General features: G+C 65.6%; 16 protein-coding genes. 9 read left to right on the top strand and 7 right to left on the bottom strand.

Annotated elements, in window-relative coordinates:
* The first annotated feature begins 25 nt into the window (after positions 1-25).
* From gabT to M1247_RS12825, 3 genes are read left to right on the top strand one after another with little or no spacing between them, the layout of a single operon-like run.
* Positions 26-1,372 carry a 4-aminobutyrate--2-oxoglutarate transaminase gene (gene gabT, locus M1247_RS12835; RefSeq protein WP_317156722.1) on the top strand — a complete coding sequence of 449 codons (1,347 nt, stop codon included), beginning with the start codon at positions 26-28 and terminating at the stop codon, positions 1,370-1,372.
* Positions 1,369-2,646 (top strand): Glu/Leu/Phe/Val family dehydrogenase, encoded by a 1,278-nt coding sequence (locus tag M1247_RS12830; protein WP_317156721.1) that lies wholly within the window; start codon positions 1,369-1,371, stop codon positions 2,644-2,646. The genes gabT and M1247_RS12830 overlap by 4 nt, the downstream gene beginning before the upstream one ends.
* Positions 2,647-2,653: 7 nt before the next feature.
* Complete coding sequence (locus M1247_RS12825; RefSeq protein ID WP_317156720.1) at positions 2,654-4,108, top strand: NAD-dependent succinate-semialdehyde dehydrogenase; 1,455 nt, start codon at positions 2,654-2,656, stop codon at positions 4,106-4,108.
* Between the two features lie 14 nt (positions 4,109-4,122).
* Here the strand turns inward: M1247_RS12825 and M1247_RS12820 are convergent, their stop codons facing one another.
* A complete protein-coding gene (locus M1247_RS12820; RefSeq protein ID WP_317156719.1) occupies positions 4,123-4,404 on the bottom strand; it encodes a hypothetical protein in 282 nt (93 codons plus the stop codon).
* Between the two features lie 279 nt (positions 4,405-4,683).
* Positions 4,684-6,576 (bottom strand): acyl-CoA dehydrogenase family protein, encoded by a 1,893-nt coding sequence (locus M1247_RS12815; protein WP_317156718.1) that lies wholly within the window; start codon positions 6,574-6,576, stop codon positions 4,684-4,686.
* Positions 6,577-6,762: 186 nt separating this feature from the next.
* Between M1247_RS12815 and M1247_RS12810 the strand changes: the two genes are divergently transcribed.
* Positions 6,763-7,977 carry a CaiB/BaiF CoA transferase family protein gene (locus M1247_RS12810; RefSeq protein WP_317157028.1) on the top strand — a complete coding sequence of 405 codons (1,215 nt, stop codon included), beginning with the start codon at positions 6,763-6,765 and terminating at the stop codon, positions 7,975-7,977.
* Positions 7,978-8,171: 194 nt separating this feature from the next.
* Here M1247_RS12810 and M1247_RS12805 read toward each other — a convergent pair whose 3' ends face one another.
* The 5 genes from M1247_RS12805 to M1247_RS12785 all read right to left on the bottom strand — a co-directional run bounded on the left by M1247_RS12805 (position 8,172) and on the right by M1247_RS12785 (position 13,076).
* Entirely contained in the window at positions 8,172-8,621 is a 450-nt protein-coding gene (locus M1247_RS12805) for an STAS domain-containing protein (RefSeq protein ID WP_317156717.1), read from the bottom strand.
* A 226-nt stretch (positions 8,622-8,847) separates the two neighbouring features.
* Positions 8,848-9,594, bottom strand: coding sequence for a carboxymuconolactone decarboxylase family protein (locus M1247_RS12800; RefSeq protein ID WP_317156716.1), 747 nt, complete (start codon positions 9,592-9,594; stop codon positions 8,848-8,850).
* Positions 9,595-9,602: 8 nt separating this feature from the next.
* Positions 9,603-11,042 (bottom strand): aldehyde dehydrogenase family protein, encoded by a 1,440-nt coding sequence (locus M1247_RS12795; RefSeq protein WP_317156715.1) that lies wholly within the window; start codon positions 11,040-11,042, stop codon positions 9,603-9,605.
* Between the two features lie 40 nt (positions 11,043-11,082).
* Positions 11,083-11,847 carry an SDR family NAD(P)-dependent oxidoreductase gene (locus M1247_RS12790; RefSeq protein ID WP_317156714.1) on the bottom strand — a complete coding sequence of 255 codons (765 nt, stop codon included), beginning with the start codon at positions 11,845-11,847 and terminating at the stop codon, positions 11,083-11,085.
* Positions 11,844-13,076 (bottom strand): CaiB/BaiF CoA transferase family protein, encoded by a 1,233-nt coding sequence (locus M1247_RS12785; protein ID WP_317156713.1) that lies wholly within the window; start codon positions 13,074-13,076, stop codon positions 11,844-11,846. Before M1247_RS12785 ends, M1247_RS12790 begins: the two co-directional genes overlap by 4 nt.
* Before the next feature lie 247 nt (positions 13,077-13,323).
* Between M1247_RS12785 and M1247_RS12780 the strand changes: the two genes are divergently transcribed.
* The 5 genes from M1247_RS12780 to M1247_RS12760 all read left to right on the top strand — a co-directional run bounded on the left by M1247_RS12780 (position 13,324) and on the right by M1247_RS12760 (position 17,983).
* Positions 13,324-14,079, top strand: coding sequence for a GntR family transcriptional regulator (locus M1247_RS12780; protein WP_317156712.1), 756 nt, complete (start codon positions 13,324-13,326; stop codon positions 14,077-14,079).
* A gap of 148 nt (positions 14,080-14,227) precedes the next feature.
* Positions 14,228-15,577 (top strand): MFS transporter, encoded by a 1,350-nt coding sequence (locus tag M1247_RS12775; RefSeq protein ID WP_317156711.1) that lies wholly within the window; start codon positions 14,228-14,230, stop codon positions 15,575-15,577.
* The gene (locus tag M1247_RS12770; RefSeq protein WP_317156710.1) at positions 15,574-16,377 is read left to right on the top strand and encodes an SDR family NAD(P)-dependent oxidoreductase; all 804 of its coding nucleotides are present in this window, start codon (positions 15,574-15,576) and stop codon (positions 16,375-16,377) included. Before M1247_RS12775 ends, M1247_RS12770 begins: the two co-directional genes overlap by 4 nt.
* A 53-nt stretch (positions 16,378-16,430) precedes the next feature.
* The gene (locus tag M1247_RS12765; RefSeq protein WP_317156709.1) at positions 16,431-17,585 is read left to right on the top strand and encodes a thiolase C-terminal domain-containing protein; all 1,155 of its coding nucleotides are present in this window, start codon (positions 16,431-16,433) and stop codon (positions 17,583-17,585) included.
* Positions 17,582-17,983, top strand: coding sequence for a Zn-ribbon domain-containing OB-fold protein (locus M1247_RS12760; protein ID WP_317156708.1), 402 nt, complete (start codon positions 17,582-17,584; stop codon positions 17,981-17,983). Before M1247_RS12765 ends, M1247_RS12760 begins: the two co-directional genes overlap by 4 nt.
* The last annotated feature ends 1 nt before the right edge of the window (position 17,984 follow it).

The following is a 17,984-nucleotide window of genomic DNA, read 5'->3' as shown; positions in this document are numbered from 1 at the left end:
CACCGCACCGCAGGAGGAGGATCACGTGACCACGACCGAACTGGCCGGGCTGGAGATCACGCAGGAACGTCGGCTGGTCACCACCATCCCCGGCCCGCTGTCGAAGCAACTGCAGTCGCGCAAGGAGACCGCGGTCGCCCGTGGGGTGGGCACCACCCTGCCGGTCTACGTGGTGGCCGCGGGCGGTGGCGTCCTGGCCGACGTGGACGGCAACCAGCTCATCGATTTCGGTTCGGGAATCGCGGTGACCACCGTCGGCAACAGTGCACCTGCCGTGGTCGATGCGGTGACGCAGCAGGTTTCCGCGTTCACCCACACCTGTTTCATGGTCACGCCCTACGAGGGCTACCTCCGGGTGGCAGAAGAACTCAATCGGCTCACACCGGGAGACCACGACAAGCGCACGGTGCTGTTCAACTCCGGTGCCGAAGCAGTGGAGAACGCCGTCAAGATCGCCCGGGCTCATACGCGCAGGCAGGCTGTCGTGGTCTTCGACCACGCTTACCACGGCCGTACCAACCTGACGATGGCGATGACTGCCAAGAACCGGCCCTACAAGCACGGGTTCGGACCGTTCGCCGGCGAGGTGTACCGGGTCCCGACGTCGTTCCCGTTGCACGACGGCGAGATTGACGGAGCCGAGGCGGCGCGTCGAGCCGTCGACCTCATCGACAAGCAGGTCGGCTCCGACAACGTCGCCGCGGTGGTGATCGAGCCGATCCACGGCGAGGGCGGCTTCATAGTCCCTGCGCCGGGCTTCCTGCGCGCGCTGCAGAACTGGTGCACCGAGGCAGGCGCCGTGTTCGTCGCCGACGAGGTGCAGACCGGATTTGCCCGCACCGGGGCGATGTTCGCGTGCGAACACGACGACGTGGTGCCCGATCTCATCGTCACGGCCAAGGGCATCGCCGGTGGCCTGCCGCTGTCGGCGGTCACGGGCCGCGCCGAGATCATGGACTCGCCACACGTCGGCGGGCTCGGCGGCACCTACGGTGGAAACCCGTTGGCGTGTGCGGCCGCGATCGCGGTCATCGAAACCATCGAGCGCGACCAACTCGTCGCCCGTGCCCGCCACATCGGCGACACCATGACCGGCCGGCTCACTGCGATGGCCGCAGGCGATCCGCGCATCGGCGAGGTGCGGGGCCGGGGCGCGATGATCGCCGTCGAACTGGTCAAGCCGGGCACCGTGGAACCGGATGCCGACGTGACCAAACGCATCGCCGCCGCCGCGCACGCCCACGGGCTCGTGGTGCTGACCTGCGGTACGTACGGAAACGTATTGCGTTTCCTGCCGCCGCTGACGATGCCCGACCACCTACTCGCCGAGGGCCTGGACATCCTGGCCGCCGTTTTCCAGGAGATCGAATGAGCATCACCTCCGAGGTCTCTGAGGCCGGGGTGACCCCGGGCCCGCTCGACGACGCGCGTTCACAGTTGCGCGAGGCCGCCACGATCCTGGGCTACGACGACGGCGTGTACAACGTGCTGGCCACCCCGCGTCGCGAACTCACGGTCAGCATTCCGCTGCGCCGCGACAACGGTGACATCGAGCTGTTCATCGGACATCGTGTGCAGCACAACCTGTCCCGTGGTCCGGCCAAGGGCGGACTCCGTTACTCGCCCGACGTCACCCTCGACGAAGTCCGCGCGCTGGCCATGTGGATGACCTGGAAGTGCGCCCTGCTCGATGTGCCCTACGGGGGCGCCAAGGGCGGTGTCCGCATCGACCCCCGTCAGTACAGCACCGCCGAGCTGGAACGCGTCACCCGGCGCTACACCAGCGAGATCAGCCCCATGATCGGGCCCGGTCACGACATCCCGGCCCCCGACATCGGCACCGACGAGAACACCATGGCCTGGATGATGGACACCTACTCGGTGCAGAAGGGCCACACCGTGCTGGGCGTCACCACGGGTAAACCCGTTTCTCTCGGGGGTTCACTCGGCCGGGCCACCGCGACCTCACGGGGCGTGGTACATGTGGCACTCGCCGCGATGCGTTCGGTCGGTATCACTGCCGACGGATCAACCGCTGCGGTACAGGGTTTCGGCAAGGTGGGCCGGCACGCCGCCCGTTTCCTGCACGACGAGGGCGTACGCGTCATCGCGGTGTCCGATCAGTACGGTGCCGTCGGTGATGCCCGCGGCCTGGATATCGCCGCACTGGAACAGCACGTGGATGACACGGGATCGGTGGTCAAGTTCACCGGCGGTGTCGAAATGTCCCATGACGATGTGTTGGAGAGCGATGTCGACCTGCTGGTTCCCGCGGCGGTCGAAGGCGTCATTCACGCCGGTAACGCGCCCCGCATCCGCGCCAGGGTGGTGGTCGAGGGCGCCAACGGCCCGACCACGCCGGAAGCCGATCTGGTGCTCAACGACGCCGGACGCCTCGTGGTGCCCGACATCCTGGCCAACGCCGGTGGTGTCATCGTGTCGTATTTCGAATGGGTCCAGGCCAATCAGGCCTACTGGTGGCGCGCCGACGAGGTCGAGTCGCGACTTGCCGAACGCATGCTCACCGCGTGGGACGAGGTTTCCGCGCATGCCGCTGCGCTGAACCTGCCGCTGCGCACCGCCGCCACCTGCCTGGCGGTCCAACGTGTCGCCCAAGCCGCGCAACTGCGTGGGCTCTACCCCTAGGACTGCGATGAACACCCAGAATCTGATCGCCGAACTCGACCCCAAGCACGGCATTCTCATGGACGGCCAGGCCTACGGGGCGGCAGCGACATTCGACGTGCACGACCCGGCCACGCTGACGGTGATCGCCGAGGTGGCCGACGGCACCTCGACCGACGCGCAGTCGGCGGTGGACGCTGCACACCGGGCATTCCCGGCCTGGGCGGCCATGGCGCCCCGCAAGCGCAGCGAGATCCTGCGCCGTGCCTACGATCTGATGATCGCAGGCGCCGACCGGCTGGTCGCGCTGATCTGCGCCGAAAACGGTAAACCACAGACCGACGCGCGTGCCGAGGTGGTGTACGCCGCCGAGTTCTTCCGCTGGTTCAGCGAGGAAGCGGTACGCACCGACGGTGGCTACGGCGTCAGCCCGGCCGGCGGTACCCGCACGCTGGTGACGCACAAACCCGTCGGTGTCGCCGCGTTGGTGACACCGTGGAACTTCCCGGCCGCCATGGCTACCCGCAAGATCGCGCCCGCACTCGCCGCGGGGTGCTCCGTCGTGCTGAAACCGGCCGCCGAGACGCCGTTGACCGCGTTGGCGATCGCCCGGATACTCGCTGACGCCGGCGTGCCCGACGGTGTGGTCAACGTGGTGCCGACGACCGACGCCGCAGCGGTGGTGTCGCAGTGGCTGGGCGATGAGCGCGTGCGCAAGGTGTCGTTCACCGGATCCACCGGGATCGGGCGGGTGCTGCTCAAGCAGGCCGCCGACCGGATCGTCAACGCCAGCATGGAACTTGGCGGCAACGCACCGTTCGTGGTCACCGCCGACGCCGACATCGCCGCTGCCGTACAAGGTGCGATGGTGGCCAAGTTCCGCGGCGGCGGGCAGGCGTGCACCGCCGCGAACCGGTTCTACGTGCACGCTTCGGTGGTGGACGAGTTTGTCGCCGGCTTCGGTGCCGAGGTGGCGGCGTTGCGTGTCGGGCCGGCATCCGAGGAGGGATCACAGGTCGGGCCGCTGGTGAACGCTCGCGCCGCCGAGCGGGTGGCCGCTGCGATCACGGCCGCGGTCGACGAGGGTGCGGTGATCGCCGCGCAGGCGCAGGCACCGGCCGGAGGTTGGTACGTCGCGCCGACGCTGCTGACCGGGGTAGCACCCGACGCGACGATCCTCACCGAGGAAATCTTCGGGCCGGTTGCCCCCGTGGTGGTGTGGGAAAACGAGGACGACTTACTGCGCTGGGCGAATGGCACCGAATATGGCCTGGCCGCTTATGTTTACGCGGGCCGCCTGCAGGATGCACTGCGACTCGGTGAGTCGTTGGACGCAGGCATGGTGGGCATCAACCGCGGCGTGGTGTCCGACCCGTCGGCGCCGTTCGGCGGAATGAAGCAGAGCGGCCTGGGGCGTGAAGGCGCCCGTGAGGGTCTGCACGAGTTCCAGGAAACGCAGTACTTCAGCGTGGATTTCTCCTGACCTGTCTCGCGGACTCAGAAGGGCGCCGTATGCATGGCCAGGCTGAGCTGGAGCCAGGTGATGCAGATCAGCGAGCCGAGCATGGCCAGACAGACGACGGCGACCACGAGCCATCTCACGCACTGGCGCTTGTATCGCTTCACCGCCGCAACCTGCTCGTCGTGTCTCAGTTCGCTCGCGAGAACGGCAAATTCGACATTCGCCAGCTCCGTGTCGGCGGCGGGTGCTCCGGCGGCGATCTCGCGTAGACGAGCCGCGGCGATGCAGACTCCGACCCCGGAGAATCGTCGACTCATCTGGCGCGCCTGTCTGCGGCTGATCTGGCGATCACGCGTGTCCATCGAATGTGGCCGGTGTCCCCATTCGCCCCGGTCTGCGTTCGACGGGGTTCTCATAAACCATTGAGTCTAGTCCCGTTTGTGCCGGATGAATCCGTTGAATATCAAGTGCGGCTGGCGATGTGGGGGATCGGCGCCGAGCCCGACGCTCGACGATTCACGGCGTAGAACAAGGACGACGCCGTCGGATTTCGCGGCGATCTGTCCGATATTCAGCTGTCGATCGGCCCGGACGACTCAGCGGATGGCCCGGTGCACGTCGGCCAACACATCGCCACCTTCCTGTGCGATCCACGGCCCGTCGATCGACGGGTCGATGATGCCGTCCTCCAGCCACGTGTAGCGACCGGCGAGCACGCCGCGGGCCAGGGTGCGGTCGGAGTCGTCGCTGTTGTCCCAGAGTTGGTGGAACAGTTGGTCGGCGCGGACCCGGGCCTGGCGGCAGAACGCGTCGGCGAGTTCGGTTGCGGTGTCTGGTGACCCGTCGCGCCGGGCCCGGACGCAGGCGGCGGTCATCGCGAACAGTTCCGCGCCGATATCAACGATGCGCCCGAGGAACCGCTGTTTGTGCTCCAACCTGCCCTGCCACCGTGACATCCCGTAGAAGGTGCTGCGGGCAAGCTTGCGGCTGGCCCGCTCGACGTAACGCAGATGCTCGGCCAACGGCCCGAATTCGGTGAATGACGTGGGTAACTGGCCTTTTCCGCTGACCAGGGTCGGCAGCCAGCGGGCGTAGAACTTGCCGGCCTGCGCGGCTGCCCGGGCTTTGTGCAACAGGTCGGCCTCGGGGTCGATGATGTCGCCCGCCACGGACAGGTGGGCGTCCACCGCCTCGCGGGCAAGCATGAGATGCATGATCTCAGTGGATCCTTCGAAGATCCGGTTGATCCGCATGTCTCGCAGGACCTGCTCGGCGGGCACGCCACGCTCGCCACGGGCGACCAACGACTCGGCGGTCTCGAAGCCGCGGCCGCCCCGTATCTGTACCAGCTCATCGGCGATCAGCCAGGTCATTTCCGAGCCGTACAGTTTGGCGAGCGCGGCCTCGATCCGGATGTCGGTGCGGCCGGCGTCGGCCAGCTCACCGGCGAGTTCGACCATTGCCTCGAGCCCGTAGGCGGTGGCGGCGATGAACGCCACCTTGCCCGCCACCGCGTCGTGTTCACCGACCGGCCGGCCCCACTGCACCCGCTCCTTCGACCATTCCCGGGCGATCTTCACACACCACTTCGCCGAACCGGTACAGACCGCAGGCAGCGACAGCCGTCCCACATTCAGCGTGGACAGCGCGATCTTGAGGCCCTCACCTTCCTTGCCGATGCGATTGGCGGCGGGTACCCGGACGTCGGTCAGCCGGGTGAGACCGTTCTCGATCCCACGTAAACCCATGAACGCGTTGCGGTTCGTCACGACGATGCCGGGCGTGCTCGCCTCGACGACAAACGCCGTGATGCCGCCCCGGTGCCCGTCGCTTTTGGGCACCTGGGCCATCACCACCAGCAGATCGGCGATGACACCGTTGGTGGTCCACAGCTTCACGCCGTTGAGCACGTAGTCATCGCCGTCCGGGGTGGCCGTGGCATGCAGACGGGCGGGATCGCTGCCGACATCCGGCTCGGTGAGCAGGAATGCGCTGATCTCCTGGGCGCACCGCGGCAACCAGGTGCGCTTCTGCTCCGCTGTCCCGAACATCGACACCGGCTGAGGCACGCCGATCGACTGGTGTGCGGACAGCAATGCGCCCAGTGCGGGGTGTACCGAGCCGACCAGGGTGAGCGCTTTGTTGTAGTACACCTGGGACAGGCCGAGGCCGTCGTATTCGGTGGGAATCTTCATGCCGAACGCGCCGAGCTCCTTCAACCCGAGAATCACCCGGTCGGGGATCTGCGCGTCGCGTTCGATCACCGCGGCGTCGATCTGCGACTCGCAGAACTCGCGCAGCCTGGCCAGGAACGCCTCGCCATGCTGCGTGGCCTCCGCCGGGCCGCGAGGATGCGGATGGACCAGGTCCAGCCGCAATCTGCCGAGGAACAGTTCCTTGCCGAAACTGGGCTGGCGCCACTGGGCCTCCCTGGCCTCCTCGGCAACCTGCCTGGCCTGGCGTTCGTTGACTTCGCCGGTAACGGTCATCGCCGACCTCCAACCATCGGGGTCCTATTCGACGGTAACCCTGATCCCGCTCGAGTTCGCCGAAATGGCATTCCAGCAGGCCCGTTCTCGCACTTCTTCTGCTGGAATGCCATTTCGGCGGGGGTTGGCGGCGTCCCGCTACACTTACCGTAAGTGCAACGGTGAGGAGCCGCGTTGATCAAGGTGATGCAAGGTGTGCGGGTTCTGGAGGTCGCGCAGTTCACGTTCGTACCCGCGGCGGGCGCCATCCTCGCCGACTGGGGCGCCGATGTGATCAAGGTGGAGCATCCGGTGCGCGGGGACACCCAACGCGGCTTCATCAACATGGGTGGCTTCGAACTCGACCCGAACCGGCACCCGCTGATCGAGCACCCCAACCGCGGTAAGCGCAGCGTCGGCATCGACGTGTCACAGCCGGGTGGCCAGGAGATCCTCTACGAAATCGCCAAGACCGCCGATATCTTCCTCACCAATTACATGCCGCAGGCCCGACAGAAGAACAAGTTCGACGTCGAGCACATCCGGGCGGTGAACCCGGACATCATCTATGCACGCGGCAGCGCGTACGGCGACAAAGGACCGGAGCGGTTGGTCGGCGGGTTCGACGGCACCGCGTTCTGGACCCGTAGCGGGGTGGGGCACGCGCTGACCCCCGAAGAGCTGGGCGGCGCACTGTCGCAAGGTATCCCGGCGTTCGGTGACTCGATCGGCGGGATGAACATCGCCGGGGGGATCTCCGCGGCACTGTTCCACCGTGAACGCACCGGTGAGGCCCTGGAGATCGATGTTTCGTTGATGAGCACGGCATGGTGGGCCGCCGGTGCGAGCGTCACCCAGGGCATGGAAACCGGCGAGACGATGCGCTCGGTGATGCCTGATTCCATTGGGCCGACGGTGAATCCGTTCCTCGGCAACTATCTGACCTCCGACGGCGGCACCATCAACCTGTGCATCGTCAGCCCCACCGGCTACATCCGCGATGCCTTCGAGCACCTCGGGCTCGGGGAGCTGGCCGACGATCCACGCTTCTCCGAGGTGCTGCCGCTCATCCAAAACGCCGAGGCGGCCGCCGAACTCATCTCCGGGTCGATCCGCAGCAAGCCGTTCGAATACTGGCGCGAACACCTCAAGACGATGAAGGGCCAGTGGGCGCCGTTCCAGAGCCTCGTCGACCTGGCCGGTGACGATCAGGCCATCGCCAACGACATGATCGTGGAGGTGGAGTCCGGCGACGGGGGAAAGCCGTTCAAGGTGGTGCGTGGTCCGGTCCAGTTCAACCATGAGCCCCTCGAAACCACCCGCGCGCCACAGGCATCCGAGCACACCGAGCTGGTGTTGATGGAGCTGGGAATCGACTGGGACCGCATCTCCGAGCTCAAGGACTCAGGGGCGATCGCGTAGTCGCCACGGCGGTGCCAACAAAGGCGGTGCCAACAAAGAACGCGGGCACTGCCGGTTTATCCGGCAATGCCCGCGTTCAGCGTCTTGAGGTGTGGTGTCAGTGTGCAACCAACGGTGTGGACAGGGCGCGGCGGCGCCGGCCGAGCAGGATGGTCAACCACCGAACGTCAATCAACATGTGGATCTACTTTCTGTTAGGCGGTCTTGGTCAGGATGGGGAGCAACCGGCGCCGGGCCATGTTGCCTTCGGCGAAGTGATGCAGGGCCTCGGCCACCGAACCGGTGAGCGGGACACCCGCGTCTTCGGGACGGAGTTCGGCGATCACGGGCTGGCTCGCGATCACCGCCCAGTCGACACCGATCGCACCGCACAGCGCGTCGACCTCGTAGAACAGTGAAACGCACTGTGGACCAAAGCTGCTCACACCGCTCATATCCAGGACGAAAGGCTTCTCGGCAAGGACGAATCGGTTGACGTACTCGGCGATGCGCTCAAAGTTGACGCCGTCGATGTCACCTTTGACCGTCACCACTGTCGCCAACTGGCGGCAATGCGCGCGCAGCGATGCGCCGTCGCAGAGCACTGCCGGGTTGCCGTACCGGAACGCGTGATCCGAAGCCGAGTTGGTGCTCGTGATCGTCATGAACATCCTCTCGTCGCTGGGTTTTCCGAACTACCCGTCGAAGGTTGTTCCTCCGACCTGATCACCAAGCTAGGCGGCCAATCTAAGGCAGCAGGGTGCTGGCGTTAATACTTTGCTAAGAACCCTGGTTTGTACTGGCCAGTACGGCATGATCTGGGCGAATTCGGCGCGATCCGCGGGTTACCGCCGAGTAAATCCGCTGGACACATGATCCGGATGTGGATGGTCAGGCTGTCCGCTGTGGGAGTCGTTGCGCGCCCTTCACCGCCTCAAGGTAAGGATCCGCTCCGAGTAAGGCAGCGATCTCGATGGCGGTGAGGATCTGTTCCGGGGTGGCGCCGGCGTCAAGCGCCTTTCTCGAATGGATCTCCACACCGGGCACATACAGATGTGTCGGCACGCAGTCGATGGCGATGTAGATGAGTTCCCGCAGACGGGTGTCGAGGCTGCCCTCGTCGGCGGCCGCGGTGGAGAACGCGGTGTAGGCCTCGAACATATCGGGATCCATCATGAGCACGTCGTCCCAGGTCTGGTGCCAGTAACCGCGACGCCGCATGAAATCCTCCTTGAGCTCCCGACGTCGCTCGTCGAGTTCGCGCACAGGTGCGATGCCTCGTTCCTCAAGCACCCTGACCAACGCCGGAACCCCTGCGGTCATCGCGTGGATACTCATGATGCTGACCAGTTGCAGCACATCGCGGACCTGATCCCAGCTGGCGCCCACGCGCAGCGCCAACTGTGCGTGGGCGTCCAACCGGGGCCAGTTGGTGTTCGCGACATTGCCGAGGACTCCGACGCCGATCAGTGCCCGCTCGGCCGGGCTGAGCGCACCGCGTTCAGCAGGCACCGCAACCATGGCCGCAAAACGCTCGAAGAACAGCGGTCTGGCCGACCGCTCGTCCTCCAACTCGGCAGTCCATCCTCCGACGTGACCGGCCAGGAGATCTTCGTGACGGGTGTTCGTCTCAGTCATGACCGCCCCTAGATCTGGATGCTGACGGTTTTGGTCTGCAGGTAGTGGTAGACCGCGTCGGGACCCTTCTCGCGGCCGAACCCACTGGCCTTGTAGCCACCGAACGGGGTTCGGATGCCACCCGCGAAATAGTTGTTGATCGACACTTGGCCGGCATCGATCTGTGCGGCCACCCAGTGGGCGCGCGACAGGTCCCGCGTCCACAACCCCGCGGTGAGGCCGTACGGGGTGTCGTTGGCGATCGCGACTGCTTCGTCGTCGTGGTCGAACGGGATGACCGAGAGCACCGGCCCGAAGATCTCTTCCTGCGCGATCCGCATATCGTTGCGCACGTTGACGAAGACGGTGGGTTGGACGAATCGTCCATCCTCCAGACCGTCGACGACCGCTGCCCCGCCGCCCACGACCGCCTCGGCGCCTTCAGACCTGCCAATGTCCAAGTAATCGAGGATCTTTCGGTACTGCTTCTCGGTGGTGATCGGGCCCATGCCCGGGTTGTCGACGCCGCGGCCCAACGTCACGGCCCGGTCTCCGGCCACCAGACGGCTCACGAACTCGTCATGCACACTGCGGTGCACCAGCAGTCGGCTTCCCGCCATACACACCTGCCCGGCATTGAAGTTGATCGCCGCCAGCGAGCCTGCCGCCGCGGCATCGAGATCGGCGTCGGCGAAGACGATGTTCGGCGACTTCCCGCCGAGCTCGAGTGTGACCGGACTCAGATGGGTGGCCGAGGCGCGCAACACCGATTGGCCGGTGGGAACCGAACCGGTGAACGCGATGCGCCGGACCCTGGGGTGCTCGACCAGAGCCGCACCGGCCTCGGCGCCGAGGCCCGTGACCACGTTGATCACCCCGGGCGGCACACCGGCTTCTACCGCCAGCCGCGCGAATTCGACCACCGCCATCGACGTGTCCTCGGCCGGCTTGACGACTGCGACGTTGCCGCCGGCGATCGCGGGAGCGACGCCGCGGGCCGTCTGCTGCAGGGCCGCGTTCCAGGGCACGATGTGTGCGGTGACACCGAACGGTTCCACTCGCGTATAGGAATGGAACCCAGGCCCGAGCGGAACCGTCTCGCCGTGAATCTTGTCGGCGATCCCGCCGTAGTACTCGTAGTAACCGGCGGTGAGCCGAACATCGCCCTCGGCTTCGCGCAACGGCTTCCCGTTGTCGATCGACTCCAGGTAGGCGAGCAGATCGAGGTTCTCCAGCACGATGTCGGCCAGTCGGCGCATGGCCCGGCCGCGGTCGGCGCCGTCGGCGTCACGCCAGGCCGGCAGGGCTTGCTCGGCGCTCTCGACTGCCTCGGCGACGATGTCGGCGCCGGCGCGCTGGATGCGCGCCAGGCGCTTGCCGGTCGCCGGGTCGAAGCTGTCCATGGTGTCGGTGCGGGCGGCGGGGAGCTCCTTGCCGCCGATGATGGAGCCGTAATACTCGCGGTGCATATACGTCTGCTTTCGGTGTGGATTCGTCAGGGAGAAGATTTCAGGAGCGTGCCGAGATGCCGCCATCGACCGGAACGACGATGCCGGTGATGAACTCGGAGTCGCCGGAAGCAAGGAACAGCGCCGCCTTGGCGATGTCCTCGGGCTGGGCGAGGCGGCCGAGCGGCACACCGGCACGCTGTCCCGCGATGGTGGCTTCGATGTCGTCCTGTTCGGCCATGAACGTTTTCAGCATCGGCGTTTCGGTGGAGACCGGAGCGACTGTGTTGACCCGGACCTGCGGCGCGAACTCGACCGACAACGCCCGGGTGAGTTGGATGGCAGCGCCTTTCGACGCCGAGTAGGCGCTGTTGTTCGGGCGGGCCCGGAACCCTGACAGAGACGAGGTGATGACGAAGGAGGCGACCGGGCGCTTCTGCAGGTGCGGCATGGCTGCCCGTGCCCCGAGCCAGGGGCCTTTGGCATTGACGGCCATCAAGGTGTCGAAGAAGTCGACCGACTGTTCGGTGACGGGGCTCATGGGGGCGGCCACACCGGCGTTCGCCCAGAAGATGTCGATGCCACCGTAGGTATCCAGCGCCGCTGACACGATGGTCTCGTTGCCCTCCAACGTGGAGACATCAGCGGCCACGGCGACCGCCTGGCCACCCTTGTCGACAACCTCTGCGGCCACCTGCTTCGCCGCGATGTCGTCGAGGTCGGCAACCACGACGCTGGCACCTTCCCTGGCGAACAGGAGCGCCCCGGCTCGTCCCATGCCGGATCCCCCGCCGGTGATGACGGCGATCTTGTTGTCGAGTTTCATACTCTCTCCTCTTGTTGGTGTAACTCGCTGGAATTCAACGGTTCTGAGGTGGCGACGGCTGCGGATTCGATGAGCCCGTCGATGGTGTGCTCCTCGAGGCCCAGGACCTCGCGGAGCACCTCCCGACTGTCCTGCCCGAGCCTGGGCGGATAGCGGTGGGTTTGAAGTGGCCGGTCCGGGAACCGGATCGGGGTGGCAACCGACTGCACGGCGTGGCCGTGACCGTCGCTGAGATCGAGGATCATGTCCCGCTCACCGGATTTGGCGAGGTCGAGGGCCGCGCCGACGTCGAGTACCAGCGCGGCGGGGACGTTCGACTCGACCAGCAGGTCCACCCATTCGCCCGCGGGCCGGTGGGTGAAGGCCTCCTCGAGTGCGTCCCACAGCAAGGCCTTGTGTCGAAGCCTGCCGGCTTGATCGGAAAAACGGCGGTCCTGCGACATCCAGCCCAACCCGGTCACTGCGGCCAATCGCTCCCACATCGGTTGGGTATTCGCCGTGACGACGAACTCCCGGCCGTCGCTGCCGGTGAAAGACCGGTAGGTGGGAATGGAGTCGTGGCCTGCGCCTTGCGGGGCCGGGGAGCTGCCGCTGAGAAGGGTGTATACGGCCTGGTAGGACAGCTGACTGAACTGGGAATCGAGCATAGATACGTCGATGACCTCGCCGCGACCCGTCACGGACCGGGCGACCAGGGCTGCCAGCACGCCGACCACCGCGTACATCCCGGCGACGACGTCACCCGCGGGGATGCCGAGCCTGGCCGCGGGGCCGTCCGGGTGGCCGGTGAGGCTCATGACCCCACTCATGGCCTGCACGATCATGTCGTAGGCGGGTCGCTCGCGTAGTGGCCCGACCTGCCCGAAGCCGCTGATCGACGCCCACACCAGGCGGGGGTTGTCCTGCGTGAGCCGCCGACTGTCGAGGCCGAGCCGGGCGCAGACGCCGGGGCGGAAATTCTCCAGCAGGACATCGCTTTTCAGCGCGAGTCGGGTGACGGTCTGCAGTCCGTCGGGATGCTTGAGATCGACGACGATACTGCGCTTGTTGCGGTTGTTGGCCAGGTAGTACGCGCTGTCGTCGCCGACGAAGTGGGGAGGGATCGACCGGCTCGAATCGCCCGCAGGCGGCTCGACCTTGATCACCTCCGCCCCGAGGTCCCCGAGCATCTGGGTGGCCGAAGGGCCGGAGAGGAACGTCGTTAGGTCGAGTACTCGGATCCCCGCCAAGGGGCCGGCTGAAGCTTGTGAGGCGGAATGACATTCCGTCATCATTCGCAATCCTTCCATCTAAGTGTCGACACTATGGCATCAGATGAAGCGATATGGCAAGGATCTATTGGGAAGTTAGTGGGAAAGCATCGTCAAAGTGGCGACACTTTATGTCGATGCAGATGGCTACGGCGAGGAGTGGTGCCGTACCGCAAGGTCCGGTGATGTTTCGGGCTGCGGCCGGTTCCGCGGCTACGGTGAAGCCATGACCTCGGCCGACCTTGCTGACCCGTCTTCGAACGGCTCGACCTCTGACGTGGTCGACGATCTGCTCACACGGCTTCTCGGGGTCGAGGGCCGAGAGGACTCCCTGGTCGGCAAGATCGCGGTCGAGGTGGCACGCGACATCATCGAGGAGCGGGTGAGCCCTGGTGGCGACCTCAACTCGTTCGAATTGGCCAAGCGCTTCGGGACCAGTCGCACGCCGGTACGTGAGGCCCTCATGTTGCTCGAGAAGCAGGGGATGGTCGAAGTGCCGCCGCGGCGCCGGCCTCGCGCGACCACGTTCTCGCCGCAGACGGTGCGTGAGATCTACGAATTACGCGGGGAACTCTACGCATTGGTGGCGCGGGACATCGTCGCGCAGGCCGACGAGTCCGCCATCGGCCAACTCGATCGACGGCTTCAGGCGATGGCCGAAGCCGGCCGTCGCGGTGACCACGACGGGTACTTCTGGCAGGTCGTGCTCTTCCAGGAGCAGTCCTGCGTGATCGCCGCCAACGAGACGTTGAAGCAGACCATCGACACCCTTGGCCTGAGGGTTCTGCACCTGAGACACCTTGGCATGGACCGCGGCTGGCAGATCGAACGGTCGCTGGCGGATCATGAACGCCTGGTCCAGGCCCTGCATGAACGCGACGCTGGGCTGGCCGCGGCATTGAATCGGACGATGGCGGCGAATGCGCTCGCCGGGCTGATGGCGTTGTTCGCCGACGGCCGGTTTGTCCGCCGAGGCGATTAAGAGTCGACACTTCTTGCTAGAAGTCCGCAGAAGGCTTGCGGAAGTAGTCATCGATCGGCAATAGTGTCGACAGTGAGAGATTCGCGTGACGCTGATCACGGCATCCTCAACTCTCAATCCCGCATTCCAACGACACTGTGGAGTAAGCATGGTCAGTGCGCCCGACACCCCCACTCGCGACGCAGCGACGGGACTGTCGACTTTTCGTGACAGGCGAAGATCGCTGGTCGCCGCCGGGGTGGGTAACGCCCTGGAGTGGTTCGACTGGAATCTCTACGGGATCTTCTCGGTGTATCTCGCGGCCAATGCCTTCAATTCGGACGATCCGACCTCGGGGCTTCTCGCGACCCTGGCGGTGTTCGCAGTCGGTTTCGTGGCCCGGCCGATCGGCGGACTGATCTTCGGCCGGCTCTCTGATCGTTTGGGCCGCAAGATGATTCTCGTCGTGACCATGTGCCTGCTGGCGGTGTCGAGCGTCGCGATGGCGGTGATGCCGACATACGGTCATGTGGGGGTCGTGGCCTCTGCCTGTCTGCTGGTCTTGCGGCTGGTCCAAGGTCTTGCTCACGGGGGTGAGGCCGGCGTCGCCTATACCTACACGGCCGAACTCGCACCGCCGGAACGTCGTGGCCTGTGGGCCTGCGTGCCATTCGTGTCGTCCACGATCGGCCTGATGACTGCGACCGCGACCGCCGCGGTGCTCAGCGCGCTGCTCAGCGACGCTGACATGAACTCGTTCGGTTGGCGCATCGGTTTCGCGTTCGGCGGTCTGCTCGGTTTCTTCGCGCTCTGGCTGCGTCGGTCGGCAGTGGAGACCGATGTCTTCGTCGAGACTGTCGGGGAAGCTGAGAAAGCGGGCACCGCGGTCGCGCGGAAGATGCGGCCGCGGCAGCTGATCGCCACCGCTGCACGGATCATCATGGTCTCGGTCGGTGTCAACATTTCGTTCTACGCGTGGATCTCTTTCGCCCCGACCAACGCGATCTCGCAGCACGGTATGGACGAGACCTCGGCATTCACCGTGAGCCTCATCGCGCAGGGGCTGATAGTCATCCTCCTGCCGTTGATGGGCCACCTGTCGGACCGGATCGGCCGTAAACCCATGGTCTTCGCGCAAGGTGTGCTGATGATTGCGCTGGCGTTCCCGATCGCCACGATGGTGACCGATGCGCCGTGGACGCTCTTTGTCGCGAGCCTGCTCGGCCAGATCGTATGGGCCTGCGTGGGTGCGATGTACTCCGCGGTCGTGGCGGAGCAGGCGCCGACTGCGGTGCGTGCGACCACCGTTGGGTTCGTGGTTTCGCTGTCGGTGGCGATATTCGGTGGCACTGCACCGTATCTCAATACGTGGCTGAACTCGTCGGACCTCGGCTGGATGTTCAACGCGTGGATCATGCTGCTCGGTGTGCTGGTGATCATCGGCTCGTTCGTGATCCGTGAAACCAAGGGCATAGACCTACGCGAACTCGATGACGAGTTCGCCGCCCAAGCCCGATGAGCGCAGCCAGTTTCGGCGGTAGGACGGCGATCGTCACCGGGGCCGCCGGTGGAATCGGCAATGCCATCGCCGGGGCGTTCGCCGCGCAAGGGGCCACCGTCGTCATCGCGGACCTCGATGGCCGAGCCGCCGAGCGGTCCGCGCAACAGCTCGCCGCGACGGGCGCCGACGTCAGAGGATTCGCCACCGATGTCTCTGACAGCCGACAGGTCCACTCGCTGACCGAATTTGCGACTTCCTTGCGCGGAAGCGTCGACATTCTGGTCAACAACGCGGCGATCACCACGACCGAGATCATCGAGGACATCGATGAGAGTGCCTGGCGGCGCGTGCTCGACGTCAATCTGACCGGCCCGTTCCTGTGCGCCAAAGCCGTCCTGCCGCAGATGCGTAGGCAGCGTTACGGCAAGATCGTCAACATCGCCTCGGTCGCCGCGAAACGGATCAGTTTCAACTCCGGGGCGAGCTACACCGCGAGCAAGGCCGGGCTTGTGGCATTCACTCGGCATCTGGCCTATGAAGCTGCGCCGGACGGCATCAACGTCAACGCGGTCTGCCCCGGCCCGGTGCTGACGCCCATGATGGAAAGTGTCTCGGACAGCACAGCTTTGGCGCAACGACGCAACGAGATACCAGCGGGGCGGATCTCGGTGCCCGACGACCAGGCCGGCGTCGTGCTGTTCCTCGCCTCTGACGCGGCGTCGATGGTTCACGGACAAGCCGTCGACGTGGACGGCGGCGCCCTCCTGGGATGGACCGACACCGCAAGCTACTTCGTTCGGCGCGGTGCGCCGCGCTGAGCGGCTCACAGTGTCCGACGTCCAATGATCACCACTTTACGAAAGGCGGACCGTTGACTGCCTCAACCGGGACGATGAATGTCGCGATGACCACGGCGATTGTCGGCGTGGGCTCCACGCGGCAAGGCGAGCTTCCCGGGCGCAGCGCGAACGATATCGCCGCCGAGGCGATTGCGCTCGCGCTCGATGATGCCGGCCTGGCGAAAGATGATGTCGACGGACTCATCACCTGCCGGAACCTGACCGGAAGGTCCGGCATCGACGAACAGGTCGGGCAGCTGCTCGGGCTGAACCCGGCCTACAGCGCCACCCTCGACTACGGAACCGGAAACTTTTCACTGCATCTCGGGGTCATGGCGATCGCCGCAGGCCTCGCCAACACCGTCGTGCTGGCCTACGGAACCAACCAACGGTCACAACGCGTCAACTTCGGCAACACCGTCGGTGGGGGAGCGGAATTCGCCGCCGCCGCGGGCCTGGTTCACGTGGCCGGGCCCGCCGCACTTGCGTTCCGCCGTCATCAACATCTATACGGAACCACCGAGGAACAGCTGGGCTGGGTCTCTGTCGCACAACGCGAGTGGGCACAACTGAATCCGCTGAGTGTTTTCCGCAATCGGATGACCATCGACGACTATCTGTCAGCGCCATACATAGCCGAACCACTACGGCGCCCCGATCTGACCATGGTTTCCGACGGTGGCGCGGCGCTCGTCCTCACCCGGGCGGACCGGGCAGTCGACTGCGCGAAGCAACCCGTCCACGTCGCGGGAATGGCGGAGCGGACGGCATTGCGTGGCTACCAGAACCCGGATAATCTGATGCGCCCCTGGCTGTCTGACACTGCGCGCGATCTGTGGAGCAACACCGGCATCGGCCCGCAGGACATCGATGCCCTGTACGTGCAGGACGCCACCTCGGTCTGGGTTCTGCAGATGCTCGAAGCCTACGGATTCTGCGATCAGGGTGACGCCGGGCCCTTTCTGCAGGAAGGCCACACCCGCCCGGGTGGGCGGTTGCCGGTCAACACCAACGGAGGTCAACTCTCGGAGAGCTACCTGTGGGGCTGGCTGCACCTGTGTGAAGCAGTGCGCCAGCTCCGCGGTGAGTGCGGTGACCGCCAGATCTCCAGCCCGATATACGCACTCGATTGTTCGTCACACGACTTCCTCAAGGCAGCAGCGACTCTACTGGCGGTGACCTCATGAGAACCCACATCGTCGCATCGACCAACGATGCACTGGAACAACAATTTTGGGGTGCTCTCCGACAGGAGCGTCTCGAACTGCAGCGGTGTGAGAAATGTGCCTACGTGCGGTTCCCGGCCAGTGAACGGTGCCCCGAATGCTGGGAACCAGGAGGTGCGTGGCGGGCGGTAGACCCTGTCGGAACGGTATGGAGCCACACCACTTATCACCGTTCGCTTCATCCAGCACTCGCAGACGCCGTGCCCTATACGGTCGCCCTGGTCCAACTCGATGCCGGACCGGTTCTCCCGGGCCGGATCTGCGCCGGCGACACCACGGCGATCGGGGACCGGGTTGACGGCGTGTTCACCGTGGTCACCCCCGAGTTCACGATGCTGGAGTGGGCGCCGCGCCGGTAGT

Source organism: Mycobacterium appelbergii (assembly GCF_032883035.1).
In the GTDB taxonomy this organism is placed as follows: domain Bacteria; phylum Actinomycetota; class Actinomycetes; order Mycobacteriales; family Mycobacteriaceae; genus Mycobacterium; species Mycobacterium appelbergii.
Note: the sequence above shows the minus strand (reverse complement) of the source record. Positions and strands in the feature narration are given on the sequence as shown.